The sequence below is a fragment of the Marinobacter sp. genome (genome assembly GCF_039977835.1).
GTDB lineage: Bacteria > Pseudomonadota > Gammaproteobacteria > Pseudomonadales > Oleiphilaceae > Marinobacter.
In genome coordinates this window covers 1-15,261 of the sequence record NZ_JBDWCL010000054.1, presented here as the reverse complement: position 1 = coordinate 15,261, position 15,261 = coordinate 1, and the positions used below count along the sequence as shown (strand labels likewise).

The following is a 15,261-nucleotide window of genomic DNA, read 5'->3' as shown; positions in this document are numbered from 1 at the left end:
GTCGTCGTCATATTCTTCAAACTGATAATCCATCAGCTCTTCTTCGTAATCAGACATGATTCATCTCCCTTGTATCAAACAGGAAAACAATAACATGCCACTGTTACGTGGAGATGAACCAGGAATGACAATCAGAAAAGGTGGTACAGGAGGGAAAATGGCGGAGCGGACGGGACTCGAACCCGCGACCCCCGGCGTGACAGGCCGGTATTCTAACCAGCTGAACTACCGCTCCGCGTGAGCCGTCACCTCGGGCGCAATCAAGGGTGTGATTGCTCGGTGACAACGAGGGCGCATTATAAAGAGGCGGCCCCGCATGTCAACGTTTTTCATGAAAAAAATTGGTTTAACAGGGCACCGTCACATGGCATCAACCATGGCGTCCTTTCCCTGTGCGGTTTTGCGGTATTCAATGGGCGTCATTCCGGACCAGCGCTTGAACGCACGGTAAAAAGTACTGGGTTCCGAGAAGCCTGTGAGATAGACGATCTCATCAATGGATTCATCGGTCGTCGCCAACAGTTGCCGGGCAAGGCGATAACGGAAATCCGCCAGCACCTGGTTAAAACTGGTCTCAGCTTCGGTCAGGCGGGTACGCAGGGTTCGTGGCTTTATGCCCAGGCGCCCGGCCACTGCATCGAGGGTAACCTCTCCGCTGTCCAGCAGCTCTGCCACAATGCGTTCCACCTGCCCCACGATGTCCTTCTTCTCAAGGCGGGCCACCTGTTCACTGGCAAACCGCTCGTGGAGGTCCAGTAATTCCGGTTCTGCATGGGGTGATGCATGGGATAACAGGGACGCCGGGAAATACAGCCGGTTCTCCTCAGCGCCAAACACAACGTTACACCCCAGCACCTCGCTCACGTGAGCTTCGCCATGGTCGCGCTCATGCTCGAACTCGATCCGCGAGGGATAGAACTGGTCATCGGTAATGGATTTGAAGAAGGTAATCAGACCCTGGACAAAGCATTCGTTAAAATGCCGTAGGCGGCTGACCTCATCCGAGGCAGCATCCAGCACCATGCAGGCCTCGTCTCCCTCAATAAAGAAGTCCGTATTGGCGGCATCGCTCAGGAGTCGCTGGTAGTTCTGAGCCCGCCGCAGACCTTCGCCAAAAGTGGGACTGCTGAGAAACAGATATTCCAGAACCTGCCCTTTGTACGCTGGCAGAAGCTGCCCCAGATGAAGACCGGCGTCCGGGTCACCGGAAACGTCCTCCACCACCTGCCAGAAATAAAGCTGGGCGCTGTGGGGAGTTCTCAGTTGTTCGGTGTAGACATACCCTTCATCCACACCCAGTCGGGCAAAAATAGCATCGGTATCAATCCCTTTGCGTTTCATGGCCTGATAAATCAGGCGCAACATCACACCCGCATCGCGAAGTTCCTGCATGAATGTCCCGCTTTATAGTTGTTTATTAATCGGCTTGACCTACCGGACAACCTTGCCGGCACGCCAGGTCAATGCTCATACTGACCGGGTTTGCCAGACTTAAGTCTAATATTAGAGCATATCAGGCCAGAGCCGCACAGGTGTACCAGGAGAGTCAAGAATATGACAGATACTGCAATCTATCGTAATCACCCGCCAGGCCTATGGTCGCTTTACAGCAGGGCACTTCTCCCCAAAGAGAAACGATCCGGCGGTGATATCAGCATTCCCGGACTTTCCGCCAGACTGATTGGCGTCAGTACGGCCAACGACAACCTGAAACGCTACCAGAAAGTCTGCGGATTCGGTACACAAACCACGGTACCAATCACCTGGCCGCATATTCTGGCATTTCCCCTGCATCTGAAGCTGCTGACGGATAAAGCGTTCCCGCTGCCACTGCTGGGCCTGGTACACCTTCGCAACCACATCACCCAGCACCGCCCGCTCGGAGCAGGGGAGAGCGTGGATATAACGGTGCAACTGGAAGGTCAGAACAATACCCCGAAGGGCCTGGAATTCGATCTGGTAACCGAGGTGTGGGCGGCTGGCCGTCTGGTGTGGGAGGAAACCAGCACCAATCTGTTCCGGCAGCCGGACAAAAACAGCAAAAAATCCGGTGGCAAGCCACCCGAACTGCCCCGCTATGCGGAGTCGACCGAGATAAGTGCCGCGGAGTCCATTGGCCGGCAATACGCCAGCGTTTCCGGAGATCGGAACCCGATACACCTGCATGCGCTGACAGCGAAGGCGTTCGGGTTTCCCCGCGCTATCGCCCACGGAATGTGGAGCAAGGCCAGAGTACTGGCGTTACTGGAACAGCAGAGCGGCTGGCGCCCGGATGCCGTCTCGGTATCCTGCCACTTCAAGAAGCCGTTGTTCCTGCCCGGAACTGCACAGCTCAACTGGCAGACAGGCAAGGCTGGCTGGGACTACCAGCTGCTGAATGCTTCCGGCGCGGCCCCTCACCTGAGTGGTGAGATTCGCTGGAGCAAATGAGGGGTTACTGCGCCGGCGCCGGGGTATCGGCGTCAGGCGCGCAGGGAGCGCCTTCAGCGCCCGCCACGGGCAGGGTAAAATAGAAACAGGCACCACCATGCTCCGGGCGCTCGAATCCGATATCCCCACCCTGAGCCTGAATCAGCGAGCGGCACGTAGGCAGACCGATCCCCATCCCCTCCTCCTTGGTAGTGTAAAACGGTAGGAACAGCTTTTCTTCGGCATCATCCGGCAAACCAACCCCATGATCGGCCACTGCAATCCTGACACAACGGCTGTCAGACATGGTCACAGTCACTTCCACCGGTGCCGACGAATCGGCACTGCGGGTAGATTCCAGGGCGTTACGGATCAGATTCAGTGCCACCTGCTGGACCTGAATGGGGTCGGCAAGCACCTCGGGCACATCGTCGGCCACATAGATTTCAACGCCACCCTCATTGTTACGGATATCCACTTCCGCGAACTGGCGGGTATCCTCCAACAAAGCAGCGATGGACAGTACGTCCTTTCCCGCCGCCGGCTTCTTCATGAACCGCCGGATTCGCCGGATCACCTCACTGGCCCGGTGTGACTGGGCTTCAATCTTTTCCAGGGTTTCTTCGAGCAACCTGTGATCCGGCTCTTCCTTCGCCAGCACGCGCCTGGCAACCCTCGCATAGTTGGTAATGGCCGTCAGCGGCTGGTTCACCTCGTGAGCCACCCCCGCGGCCATCTCACCCATCGTGGTCAGGCGCGAAAAATGGGCTATCTGCTCACGCTGCTCCTGAACCACATTGCGGGCATCTTCGAGCGCCTTCTCACTCTCAAGCTCGGTGGTGATATCCCGAAAAACCACCACAGCCCCATGCAGTTCGTCACCGTCGAGTTTGGGCGTGGAGCGGTACTCCACGGGAAACGCACTGCCATCGGCCCGCAGCATTTCAATATCGCGCTGATTTTCCGCAACCCCCTGGCTGCAGGTGGCATATACGGGGAGCGATTCGCACCCCTGGCCTGCCGTGCGGAAATGCAGGTCAAAGAAGTTCTGACCGACCAATTCATCAGTAGAACTGCGCATGATCAGGGCAGCAGCGGGATTGGCGAATACGATGACGCCAGTCGCGTCCAGGCCGTAAATACCTTCACTGATGGAGTTCAGTATGCGGGCCTGGTCGTTCTCAAGCTGGCGGTTGCGCGCCTGCAGCTCCCGCTCCAGGCGTATAACCCGGGCATGGGTTTTCACCCTGGCAATGACTTCCTGAGCCTGGAACGGCTTGGAGATATAATCTGCGCCACCGAGGGAAAAACCACGGACCTTGGCCTGAAGGTCGTCAAGCGCGGAGAGGAATACAACAGCACTGTCGGAAGTAATCGGGTCGGCCTTGAGGCGTTCACACACCTGATAGCCGTCCAGCTCCGGCATCATGATATCCAGAAGGATGACCTCAGGCTGATGCCGGTGAGCGAGGTCCAGCGCCTTTTCACCATCGTTGGCAATTAACAGGCGATAACCCTTGTCTTTCAGGGTTTCATAAAGCACTTTCAGGTTCTGCGGATTGTCGTCAACAAGCAGAACCGTTACGTCTGTTGTCTCCGGGACAGCATCTGTCATATGAGTACGGCCGGTTACGATGGTGACTGCATGATGCCGGCCAAATCAGCGCGGGTCGATAAGGTCCTTTACGGACAGAACCATACGGACCAGATGTGCCAGTGAATGGGTTCCCATCTTGTGCATGACTCGTGAACGGTGTATTTCCACGGTTCGCTGACTGATTTCAAGCTCGATGGCTATGACCTTGTTGGCCTGCCCTGCAATCATCCGGTCCATGATTTCGTGCTCCCGCGGCGTCAGGCTCTTTACCCGGCGCAGGATCTCCTGTTTCTCTCCCAGGGTTTTACGCTGATCCCGGTCCTGCTCCAGTGCTGCCTCAATCTTCTGCAACAGGGCTTCTTCACGATAAGGTTTCTGAATGAAGTCCACTGCGCCTTCTTTCATGGCATCCACAGCCATCGGCACGTCACCATGCCCGGTAACAAAGATGATGGGCAGTATGGAGTGCTTCTCGTTCAGCTTTTTCTGGAGTTCCATGCCGTCCATGCCGGGCATACGGATATCCAGCACAATGCAGCCAGCCATCTTTTCGGAATACTCCTTGAGGAAGGCGTTGGCATTTTCGTAAGTGCTGACGGGCTTGCCATCGGATTTCAGCAGCAACTCCAGCGAGTCGCGTACCGCCTCGTCATCTTCAACTACGTACACTGTTTGCTGGGTATCAGTCATGGGCCTTGTCTCTCCTTTATAATTGCCGCCAATACACCTCAGTGAATCGACGGGTCTTTGTGGTCATCCCGGGCATGTTCCTGGCGCTCGTGTTCGCGCATCTTCTCCAGACGTTGCTGGATCATGCCAAATACACTCTGTTTGGGATACCTGCCTTTATTGTCCGCCTTGCCCGCCGGCTTACCCAGCAAAAGCGTGATGGCTTCCTCTGCGCGGCTCACCGCGTGAACATGGAACTTGCCGTTGCGTGCCGCCTGAACGACTTCCTGGTCGAGCATCAGGTTCTGAACATTGGTTGCAGGCACAATAACACCCTGGGTTCCAGTCAGGTCTCCGACCAGTTTACAGGTGCTGTAGAAACCTTCGACCTTCTCGTTAACGCCGCCAATCGGCTGGACCTCGCCAAACTGGTTGACGGACCCTGTAATTGCCAGGTCCTGCCGCACGGGCAGCCCCGACAGCGCCGAAACCAACGCGCACATCTCTGCCAGGGAGGCGCTGTCGCCATCCACTTCGCCGTAGTTCTGCTCGAAGGTCAGGCTGGCCGACAAGTGCATCGGGTCCGTAACGGCAAAATGGGCTGAAAGCCAGGAACTGAGGATCATCACGCCCTTGGAGTGGATGTTGCCCCCCAGCTTCACGTCACGCTCAATATCCATCACAGCACCATCACCATAATAGCAGGTGGCAGTAATCCTGTTGGACAGACCGAACTCGAAGCCGCCGGTTGAAAGCACTGACAACGCATTCACCTGCCCCACGCAGGTACCAGTGGTGGACACCAGCGTCGATCCGTCCCGAATGGAGTCGTAGAACTGATCCCGGATCCGGCTGCTGCGATAACGGGCACTTTCCAGCGCCTGATCCACGTGGGAGTTCTGGATCAGGCGGGCATTGGCCTGCCGGGCCCAATAGTCTGACTCGCGCAACAGGTTGGCTATATCCGCGGCATGCAATGACAGGCGATCCTGATGCTCGGCCATGCGCGCGCTGTGCTCAATGATACGGGCGACCGCCTTGTTGCTGCAGTGAAGGAGCTTCTTTTCATCCACCAGACTGGCGATGAACTTCGCATAAAGCACCTGGCTTTCATCCGTACGCATCATCTCGTTCTCAAAATCCGCCGTCACCCGGAAGAGCTCGGCGAATTCCGGATCGTATTCCTGCAATAACATCCAGGTTTCCCGGTCGCCGAAAAGGACGATTTTCACATCCAGTGGAATTTCCTCAGGTTCCAGCGAGATAGTCCCGGACAGAGTCAGCTCCCGTTCCAGCGAATTGATCTGGATGGTTTTGGAGCGCAGAGCCCGCTTGAGACCATCCCAGACGAACGGCTGCTCCAGAACCTTGATCGCGTCCATCAACAGATAACCACCATTGGCGCGATGAATACTGCCGGGGCGAATGAGGGAGAAATCCGTAAACACGGTGCCCTTGAAGGTGACGCTTTCGACGTAACCAAACAGATTGTGATACGTGGGGTTATCCTCCACCACTACCGGCACTTCATCGGTTTTCTGGTGGACCAGAACATTCACCAGGTAACGCCGGGGCATTTTTTTATCCAGGGACGCATAGGCAATGGCAGCCTGTTCTTCATTGTCTTCCAGGAAAATTTCCAGGCTCTCTGATAGATCCTTACGCACGGCCTCGAAGTAGGACACCACATCCGGCTGGTCCTGATATTTGTCCACCAGCTCATCGATCTGGTGGCCCGAGATCCCCTCCAGCGTCTCCTCATTAAGGGCCTGCTGATCCTCGGCGTATTCCTGCTCCCAGTCCGCCAGCTTCCGCAATGCTTGCCTGAGCTTCTTCTCAAGCTTGTTGATCTCGGTTTCAAACTTGTCCCGCTGCGCCTCGGTCAGGGCCTGGAACGACTCGGCAGTATGGGGCTCATCTCCATTCATGGCCACCAGGCGATAGCCACCCGGGGTTGTGATGTTCAGGCTCACTTTCTTTCGCCTGGCCTGGGCGGCCACCTTTTCCAGCTCGTCTTCCTGCTTTCTGCCGTAGTCGTTCTTCAGTTTCTCAGCACGCTCCAGGAAACTGTCGCTGTCGAACGTCTGGGGAATCATCTTCATCAGACGCCCCATCAGCTTCTCCATATCCTGCTTCAACTCGGTGCCCTTGCCCGCAGGGAGCCTGAGCACCCTGGGCACGCGGGGCTCCTCGAAGTTGGCCACATAGCACCAGTCGTGGCTCTGATTCTCCGTGTCCACATGATGTTCAAGGTAACGAAGCATCATGGTGCGCTTGCCTATCCCGTTGCGACCCACCGCATAGACATTGTAACCACCGTGGGGCATGGCCAGGGCAAAACGCACCGCGGCCTGGGCCCGATTCTGACCGACAATTTCTGCCAGGGGTTCGAGTTGACGGGTCGTCTTGAACGGTAAATCTTTTAAAACACAGGCTTTATAAAGCTGGTTCAGGGACAGTGACTTCAAGGTTCGGTCCTGTAACGGTATGAAAGCATTTGGTTATGGGCGGTCATTGTAGAATCTGGGGCTCGCCCTGTCGCGCTCGGGCTAAAGTTTTAGCGCAACTTGTCGATAAATTGATCAATCGGGCATAATTATCCACCGCATAAAGGCGCAGCCAGGACACTCACCGAATGGATATTTACCGGAATCAATCGCAACCGCTGACAGTGCTGGAATCACTCCGCAAACACAAACCCTTTACACTGCCTGAACCGCAGCAACCGACCCCGTCGCCGGAAAAACCACTGAGAGATCGTCGAGTACAACCCGACCGGCGTCGTGCACAGGTGGCTTTTGCCGGGCCTGACCGCCGCAAAAAACGCTCCAGGCGCAGCCCTCGCCTGCTCAACCCGAAGACCGGGCAGGAAGCTCCCGCTGAGGACCGGAGAGGCAGGCTGGTCAGCACCCGGGCATAGTCAATGCAGACCCGTATGGGCATGGTTTATTGACACAGGTGCTGGCGTTGCGTTTTTGATAACCTGATCACAGTTCTTTGTTTGGTCATTTTTCAGCCACCCCTGTGGGAACTAAACTCCATGTCCCGCTGGGAAAACGGGCCGATAACAATCACAAGATCAGCAACGGATGCCAACCTATGACGAATGATTCCGCAGATCGCAGAATCAAGGACCGCTACCCTGCCATGTGCCTGAAGGTACGGCTGCAGGAACGTGGTTTTTTTGGTCGGGGTAAGAATTCGATCGCTGTAACCTGCATTGATATGAACCGTTACGGAATGGCAGTGCTTTGTCCGAGGCCGGTAGAGCCCGGCGCACGCCTGTATATGGACTTTGATGGCAAGTATATCCGCGAATCCCGCGTGGCCGCCCAGGTGGTCAACTGCCAGCCTTTCCAGGCCGGCTTCCGGATAAGTCTTCAGTTCAGCTACTGCTTCGAGAAAAGGGGGTATTCGAGAACCGTGGATAATGCCCTTTCACGCATTGAAGGCTTCTATAACCGCTTTGCCAGTTGACCCTTTCCTAGAACAAACCGGCATCCAGGCTGGCAGCCATGTAAAGTCCCAGTTCACGGCACTGCTCCTCGAATTCATCCCGATACTCGCCATGACAGAGCAATGGCTCCTGAACCAGGCGCCAGCGCAGACCAGTGGTGATGGATTCGATGGCCCGATGGGTGCCAGTGCCATCCAGGCCGGCACGGATATAGAAGGTGAAAGGCAGCCCCTGGGTTTTCTCCAGGCAGGGATAGTAGCTGCGGTCGAAGAAATCCTTGAGGGCTCCACTCATGTAAGCGAGATTTTCAGTGGTACCGAGGATAATGGCATCACAGGCCAGCACATCGTCCGGCCCCGCTTCCAGGGGTGGGAGGACGGTCACCTCCACATTTTCGATGTCTTCGTGCTTTGCGCCCTGCTCTACCGCTTCCCGCAGCTTGAGGGTATTCGGGGAGGGGGCGTGCGCTACGATCAACAACTTTTTCGCCTCCATGACACCCCCTGTAATCCGAGAAAATACAGCGCTTAGAGAAGCTCGCCATTAGCGTCTGCTGTTGCCTCTTCAGCCGCTTCTTTCTTTACCGGCTTGGGCATCAGCTTGTCGCGTACAGCGGCTTCGATTTCATTGGCAATCTCCAGGTTCTCTTCCAGGAACTTGCAGGCATTGGCCTTGCCCTGGCCGATCTTGTCGCCCTTGTAGGCGTACCAGGCGCCGGACTTGTCCACGAAGCCTTCCTTCACGCCCATGTCGAGCACTTCGGCCATGTGGTAGATACCCTTGCCGTACATGATCTGGAACTCCGCCTGCCTGAACGGCGGGGAAACCTTGTTCTTGACCACTTTTACGCGGGTTTCGTTGCCCACCACTTCGTCGCCGTCTTTCACCGAGCCGATGCGACGGATGTCCAGGCGCACGGAAGAATAGAACTTCAGGGCGTTGCCACCGGTTGTGGTTTCCGGGCTAAATGTGTCCCATGCCAAAACAGCCCTTTTTGTATGAGAGAAGCTAACATCATAAGAGCAACGATTCCAACAGAAATACCGGAGCTGAGGACCTAATCTCAACTCAGGCGCGTTCGGTAAAAAACCAAACTATTCTTCAGTCGCGATTTTAGTCAAAGGATGATTGAAGTAGTGTTCCCTCAAGATGTTCTGTATCGCCTTATCTCTCACTTTTTTCGAGTACTTTTTTACAGCCACCCCATCTCTCCATCCAACCGAGTAGCCTTCATCCTCAAACTCAGTTTTTCTACTATCCAGCCAAGCTAAGGCCGTTGGGTGAAAAAGACCGTTCGTCCACATCTCAAATCTTAATCTCCGCTCAGAGTAGTAGGGATCTGAGCGCAGTATTTCTACAATGCGCAATATTTTCTTTTCGTACCATTTTCGTACCTCGGCTTCACTGACCTTCGAGCCTGGGACTTTGGCTTTACACTCAATAATCAACGTATTGTTGCAATCTTCGGAATTGAGCCGCACATCAAGCTCCGCTTTCAGTGCTTGAGTTCTGTGTTGGATCTCCCTGCCTACGGATAATGATCCCTTTTCAACCGCCTTTACAACATTGCCAATTACCAGCTCGAAAAGGTCTCCACGTAAATTTTGGGCTGCTCCCTCGATTCTGGTTAGCTCATTTAAGACCATTTCAATTTTCTCGGCGTTAACAGCAGCCGTGGCCCCCAGGTCCGACAATATCTGTACTAACGCCTGTAAAGCTGTGGCTAATGTCTTTCCCAATAGCTGCTCGACCGTCACCGCGATAACTCCGGCGGATCGCGCAGCATCGTAAGCCTCCTGGTCAAACCAGTTTGCCACTAGAAACGGCATGATCGGAGCAACGCCCAAGGGGGCAGATGCCATATCATGCTTCCGGATAAAGACTTCCACAGCTTCTACCGAGAGCCCGTCTCCAAGAACAACATCGCTCACAATGAAGCCAGGCTTCATTTGTCCATTCGAGAAGCGAGCCAAAGGTCTTGCATAGCTTGGCGCAGTTATATCCCATGCCACGGAGGAAACCACGGGAAGCTCACTTACGTTTCGAAGCCTGAAAGCGCCGTAGCTACCCAAACCGACACGACGCGCCCATTCGTGGATAGCATGAATGGCTACATTTTCGGCGACGTTAAAAGCTCGCAAATCGCTTGTTTCGACGACGCCGAAATTCATCGGGTTCAACGTGACCACTGGTTCAGAGAAGTTCTCTTCAGCAATCTCTTTCAAAACACCTGCGGCCTGTAGTCGCTCTAGAATGGTATCAGGCGCAATCTGGCCCTTGCGCATTAAGGGAGCGCCACAGACGATGGGAAACTGTGACTTGAGACAGGCTCCCCCTCTGCTCCTCAATCCGGCAATTGCACACCAGTAAGACATACCGTGCTCCCGGAAGGCACGCTCAAGGCCCTCCCAATAGTCTTGAGTGGCGAATTGAGAATCCAAATAAATGAATCGAGCCCGTTTTTCGAACTGGATTCCTGCAAGCTTGGTGTAAGAAGACTTTGCCCTACTTAGCCTCTGGCGGGCAGCAGCAGGCGAAACGCCCTCATCAATCATGACCTGGATAAGATCAGAAGTCAGACAAGGGCCGCGAGACTTCAGCAGGTTGACAACATACGCACTCATGCTTAGAACCTACCATGTCACACTGCTCTATTTATAACATTTACTGAATTACACATGCATAATTTTCAACTTCGTCGCAATATCAATTTTTATTCATATTTATCAGAACTTTAGAGTTATTCCATTTCACAGATTTTTTATCTTTTGTCACAGCATACGCCCGAGATTCTGTCACACAGGCCTGATTCCAACCCCAAATTTGAGGATTTTCGCTCTCCTCATACTAGCTGAACTATCCATCCGTGCTGCTCTAGCTGCGTCCTTACGTCAGGCTGAACCCGGTCCTGGTGGGCAGCCATACAAAGGAGCCTACGAGGTCTGCTAGCGGCTACGTAAAGTTGTCTGGCAAATTTTTGCTTCCGTGCTCCGGAAATTAACCCGTTTTCCATAAACGCCAACCTTCCGGCTAGCGACTCTAGATCAAATTGGTGATTTTTTGTCTCCAGTACCAACGTCGCATCATGTGTTTCGCCTTTTACAGAATGGATCGTTCCAATTTCTATTTCACGCCCGGAAGCTGAGCGATATATATTCGCTGCTCCGGCCTGAGCGATATCGTTATATTCGCCATTATTCTCTGAATAGGCCAAATAGTCGTTAACTGCTCCCTCTTTACCGTCAATTCCCAGTAGAGACAACAGCTTATTACATTGTGCCTCCCATAGCTCCTCAGTGGGGGGGCCATCCATAATCCAGGACGTGAGCAGACCTCTAAACTCTTCGTATGCCCCCACGGTTCTCAGATGTCTACCGAGGCTGGTCGCGGAATAGTGCCTTGTATAGTCTCCGACGCTTTCAGTAACATCGCCCCTACGCAGCAAATCCAATATGCACTGCATGACTAGTGCATATTGAGAGGCCGCATCAGCTTCAGTCGCCCACCACTTGCGTGATACCGCCTCAATGAGCAATTGGGGCCTCGGCGTCTTAACGGACTTTCCTCTACCGTAGCTAGGCCAATACTCGCTTATAAACCCTCCCTGACCTTCTGTACCCCCTACAGCCTTTGCACAACGAGCTTGATTATCTATCTCCAAGGAATCGAGCAACTCGCAAAATCTCTCCAATACAAGCTCTTTTGTATCATCTGTGTAGAGGAACATGGTGTGAGGCGTGTCATCTGAGGCCTGTCTGAACGACTGAAGTTCACCTATCCCGGTAACGCTCAAACCGGATATTTTGGCTGCTATATCAACAGGAAATCTATGTGTGCTTTTGAGGGGAACAAGAGCGCTATTGCCATTGAATGTTTCATTCGGGCTCTCTCCTCCCATATTGTCGAAAATGGCCTGGTCCGGATCCCCTAGCCTTTGCAGCATAACGCTATCGCAAAGGAACAATTCGTTAATGAGATCGTCCTGAAACTTTTGCGTATCTTGCATTTCATCCACTAGGACATAGGAAAAACGTTTTCTGAGGGCGCTTACAACCTCGGCATTCTCTTGGATGCACTGCTTTGCGAAGTAGTACATCTCTGAGTAAAAGAAGTATCCTCGATGAAGTCGCTCACAAAATATTTCTATAAGATTCTTATAAGAAGGTTTAGTCGATTCCTTTTTGAAGCCTGGAACCTTAACCTCCCCCGTCTCATGGTGAATCTTTAGCTCGGATATAGATGCGTGCTTATTTTTAGCTAGAAAGCTCTTCGTCCTATAACTAATCCGGTCGCTCATCAGCGCTGCGCAGGCATCATCATCTATCCGGACAGGGTTCATCTCGTTTGATCGCAAATAGGGTGTTGCCAAGTATCTGTTAACAAACTCCTGAATGGTCCCAATAAAGTTTGGGTACTGCGTGAGTCGAAAGCCCGAGGGATGGCTCTCAATTCTGGAGATAATCTCATTACGGGCCACGTTGGTATGCGTCAGAACGCATACCCCCAGGTCCGCAGACCTCAGCTTCTTTTCAAGAATGAGAAGCTTGGCCGCGACAATCGTCGTCTTTCCGCTACCAGGGCAGGCTTGAACATCGTCCCAAGCTTTGATGATGGCGCGCCTATCGTCGTCAAATTCGAGAGCCATCGACGGGTCTGAAAGCCTTTGGTTGTAGTCCTGGAGGAACTCCTCGATATCGTTATCAGTAATCTTTAGTTCAGGCACCTACTCTCCTCCCGTACCGGATCCTGCTTTAGCCGCTTCCTCGGCAACGGGGGGCGTGCTGAACGGTTCGGTAACATACGCAATAGCGGCCTTAATATACGCGGGCATCTTTTCCAGAAGTCGATCTTTACCATCCGCATTGGAATAGTTTTCAATCAGCTTTTGGCTTAGACGGTAAGCCACATCCGTCTTGAGACTGCTTGATTCAATGAGACTGTATATTTTTATGGCCCGCAGTTCCGGATCAGCGGGGAGACCCGCGAATGCCGGATCATCTTCTCCCTTCACGAGGTCATATATATCTTCATCAAGGCCGCTTCGGATAAGGCAATACTCAAACGTCCATTCATCAGACACAAAGACCTGCGTGTTTTGTAAATCTTCAAGAACAAGCTTTCCGCCCTCGTGCTGTATCTCAAAAGACTGGAGAGACTTCTTCTTATCAGCTACGGCAGTTCCGCAGTCCTTTCCATCGGGCCCCTTGCGCGGTAACCAGAAACGCTTGTTTCTGGTCTTAAATGTCTTGAACCCCACCTCATTATTGACGGCTTTATCGGCAGACTCCGGCCAGAGGTCAATGTCTCTAAGGCAGGCAACGCGAATAGGCAGCTCGGATGTGTCGCTGTTCAGAGCAGCCCGTCTAAGGAATATTTTTGCATATCGGGTGTAAGCGGTGTTTCCAACGTTGACAACGCTTACACCGTAATCTTCTAGAGGCCTTCCGAGGAGATTTGAAATCGTAGGAAGAAGGATATTCTCACCATCACCCTCCACAACGAGAACTGACTTAGCGAAAAACAAATTCGACTTTGTTACGTCGAGAAATTTCTCAAGAAACACATAGTCTTCCGGATCGAGTAATGTCTCGCTTTTGGTTAGCGGAAACGCGGCCCCATTTGACACTAGGATCATGCTTTCAAGGGGTGCTTTAGAAGCCAGATTGGGACTATGGGTGGTAAGGATCGTCTGAAATGTGGCTGATTTGGTGCCCGAGTAGGTGTCTCGGATAAATTTTAAAAGCTTCATTTGTAACTGCGGGTGCAAATGGGCTTCGGGCTCTTCGATTAACAAGAGCGGGAAGTCACTTTTCTCCTGCTCAAGCAATATCATCTCCGTAGCCATGAAGAGGATGTTGCTGTATCCAAGCCCTTGCGTAGGCTTGGACTCATCTAGCACCAGGCTCAAGCGCCGCAAAATATCCTGAAACGCACGCTCTCGCTCTAGTGAGTTAAGCGTGTCAAAGTCCTGACTGCCAAGCATTTGAATGGACAAATCAAACTTGTCCGTATTGAAAGTAAGTTTTTTAACGTAGCGGTCAATATGTGACCGACTATCTTTTAACCCCTGATTATTCTTCGCTTCACTACTCGCTGCGATCAATCCCCTGAGCAATGTCTCGAAATGCATTCCATCACGTTTGAAGTGCTTCGAAGAGGAAAGTATTTGTGCAAGCCTGGATCCTCGCCCAGAGGACAGCTCCGCCTCTGCATCTCTAAGCGGCTTCAAATACGTTGACGAAAGATAATCCCGAGTTTCTCTTTCGATAGGGAGACCGTCACCATTTATCCCAGACCTCAACTCAGTTCGTATTAAGCGGCTACCCCGCCGAATCACTTCGGTTCGGCGAGCAGTCAAAGTCACATACAATACAGAATGTCTTGTACCATCATTCTGCTCCTCATGCGTAAGATGCTCTACAAAGGTACGGGCCTGATCCGGCGTAATTCCGTCAAACTTGAGCTTAATGGAAAGCGTGTCAGAAGAGTTCTGGAAATCGGATTCAACTATGCGGGTCCATTCAGCTGAATTCGTATCCAGAGTGAGACGTATAGCATCAATTAGCGCAGTTTTTCCGGAGTTGTTTTCGCCGACAAGTACATTAAGCCCCGGATTCAAAGATAACTTTAAAGTCTCAAATATCCTAAAGTTCTGAATATGTAGCTCAGAAACATACATTACAGAAATTCCTTTTATTAATTACACCGTCTTTTATTTCATAGGGTTCACGGTTATAAGCAGTGCTTGCGCTTATAACGTCAGCTTGTATGACCAGATTGTCCTTCACTCAACTGGCCAATCAACTTCCGCTTCGGATCAAAATTGGGCTTACTACGCCCACCGTTTACCAAAGACCGGACCGAACTCTAATTAAGCACGCACCGATTTAGGGATGGTTACACCAACACTCACAAACCTATTGAGCTATCATCCGCTGCAAACTCTGCATCCAAGCAGCCTTAAAGGCACCGTCGCCGGCAAACAATTTCCTGAATCAGTGACTTCAATCGGCTAAAACTGCGCTTAAAGCCTGCAATAACAGAGCCTTAAGCGATATAATGGCACCTGACATCCATTCACCCAGTCAGTGCATTTGGCTCATGCGTACTTTCACTCTCCAGCAATCCC

11 protein-coding genes, 1 tRNA gene and 1 pseudogene are annotated in these 15,261 nt (G+C 52.7%); 3 read left to right on the top strand and 10 right to left on the bottom strand.

The window, feature by feature from the left end:
- Nucleotides 1-158: 158 nt before the first annotated feature.
- A tRNA-Asp gene (locus ABJM11_RS16320) sits at nt 159-235 on the bottom strand.
- 125 nt (nt 236-360) lie between these two features.
- Nucleotides 361-1,392 carry an AraC family transcriptional regulator gene (locus tag ABJM11_RS16315; RefSeq protein WP_348292672.1) on the bottom strand — a complete coding sequence of 344 codons (1,032 nt, stop codon included), beginning with the start codon at nt 1,390-1,392 and terminating at the stop codon, nt 361-363.
- Between the two features lie 162 nt (nt 1,393-1,554).
- Between ABJM11_RS16315 and ABJM11_RS16310 the strand changes: the two genes are divergently transcribed.
- A complete protein-coding gene (locus ABJM11_RS16310; RefSeq protein ID WP_348292670.1) occupies nt 1,555-2,430 on the top strand; it encodes a MaoC/PaaZ C-terminal domain-containing protein in 876 nt (291 codons plus the stop codon).
- 4 nt (nt 2,431-2,434) lie between these two features.
- On the opposite strand, the gene ABJM11_RS16305 is transcribed toward ABJM11_RS16310, so the two are convergent.
- The 3 genes from ABJM11_RS16305 to ABJM11_RS16295 are packed head-to-tail and all read right to left on the bottom strand — an operon-like array spanning nt 2,435 to nt 7,143.
- Nucleotides 2,435-4,024: a response regulator gene (locus tag ABJM11_RS16305; RefSeq protein WP_348292669.1), complete on the bottom strand. Its 1,590-nt coding sequence runs from the start codon at nt 4,022-4,024 to the stop codon at nt 2,435-2,437.
- Between the two features lie 45 nt (nt 4,025-4,069).
- On the bottom strand, nt 4,070-4,696 hold the full coding sequence (gene fixJ / locus ABJM11_RS16300) for a response regulator FixJ (RefSeq protein ID WP_348292667.1): 627 nt from the start codon (nt 4,694-4,696) through the stop codon (nt 4,070-4,072).
- 38 nt (nt 4,697-4,734) lie between these two features.
- On the bottom strand, nt 4,735-7,143 hold the full coding sequence (locus tag ABJM11_RS16295; protein WP_348292665.1) for an ATP-binding protein: 2,409 nt from the start codon (nt 7,141-7,143) through the stop codon (nt 4,735-4,737).
- A 167-nt stretch (nt 7,144-7,310) separates the two neighbouring features.
- Between ABJM11_RS16295 and ABJM11_RS16290 the strand changes: the two genes are divergently transcribed.
- Nucleotides 7,311-7,595 (top strand): hypothetical protein, encoded by a 285-nt coding sequence (locus ABJM11_RS16290; RefSeq protein ID WP_348292664.1) that lies wholly within the window; start codon nt 7,311-7,313, stop codon nt 7,593-7,595.
- Nucleotides 7,596-7,774: 179 nt separating this feature from the next.
- The gene (locus ABJM11_RS16285) at nt 7,775-8,152 is read left to right on the top strand and encodes a PilZ domain-containing protein (protein WP_348292663.1); all 378 of its coding nucleotides are present in this window, start codon (nt 7,775-7,777) and stop codon (nt 8,150-8,152) included.
- 7 nt (nt 8,153-8,159) lie between these two features.
- Here ABJM11_RS16285 and ABJM11_RS16280 read toward each other — a convergent pair whose 3' ends face one another.
- The 5 genes and pseudogenes from ABJM11_RS16280 to ABJM11_RS16260 form a co-directional block, all read right to left on the bottom strand.
- The gene (locus ABJM11_RS16280; RefSeq protein WP_348292661.1) at nt 8,160-8,627 is read right to left on the bottom strand and encodes a flavodoxin family protein; all 468 of its coding nucleotides are present in this window, start codon (nt 8,625-8,627) and stop codon (nt 8,160-8,162) included.
- 32 nt (nt 8,628-8,659) lie between these two features.
- Nucleotides 8,660-9,097: pseudogene (locus ABJM11_RS16275) on the bottom strand (DNA recombination/repair protein RecA); the annotation flags it as partial.
- A gap of 129 nt (nt 9,098-9,226) precedes the next feature.
- Nucleotides 9,227-10,756, bottom strand: coding sequence for a hypothetical protein (locus ABJM11_RS16270; protein ID WP_278349913.1), 1,530 nt, complete (start codon nt 10,754-10,756; stop codon nt 9,227-9,229).
- A 218-nt stretch (nt 10,757-10,974) separates the two neighbouring features.
- Entirely contained in the window at nt 10,975-12,855 is a 1,881-nt protein-coding gene (locus ABJM11_RS16265; RefSeq protein WP_278349912.1) for a UvrD-helicase domain-containing protein, read from the bottom strand.
- On the bottom strand, nt 12,856-14,811 hold the full coding sequence (locus ABJM11_RS16260; RefSeq protein WP_278349911.1) for an ATP-dependent endonuclease: 1,956 nt from the start codon (nt 14,809-14,811) through the stop codon (nt 12,856-12,858).
- Nucleotides 14,812-15,261: the final 450 nt, after the last annotated feature.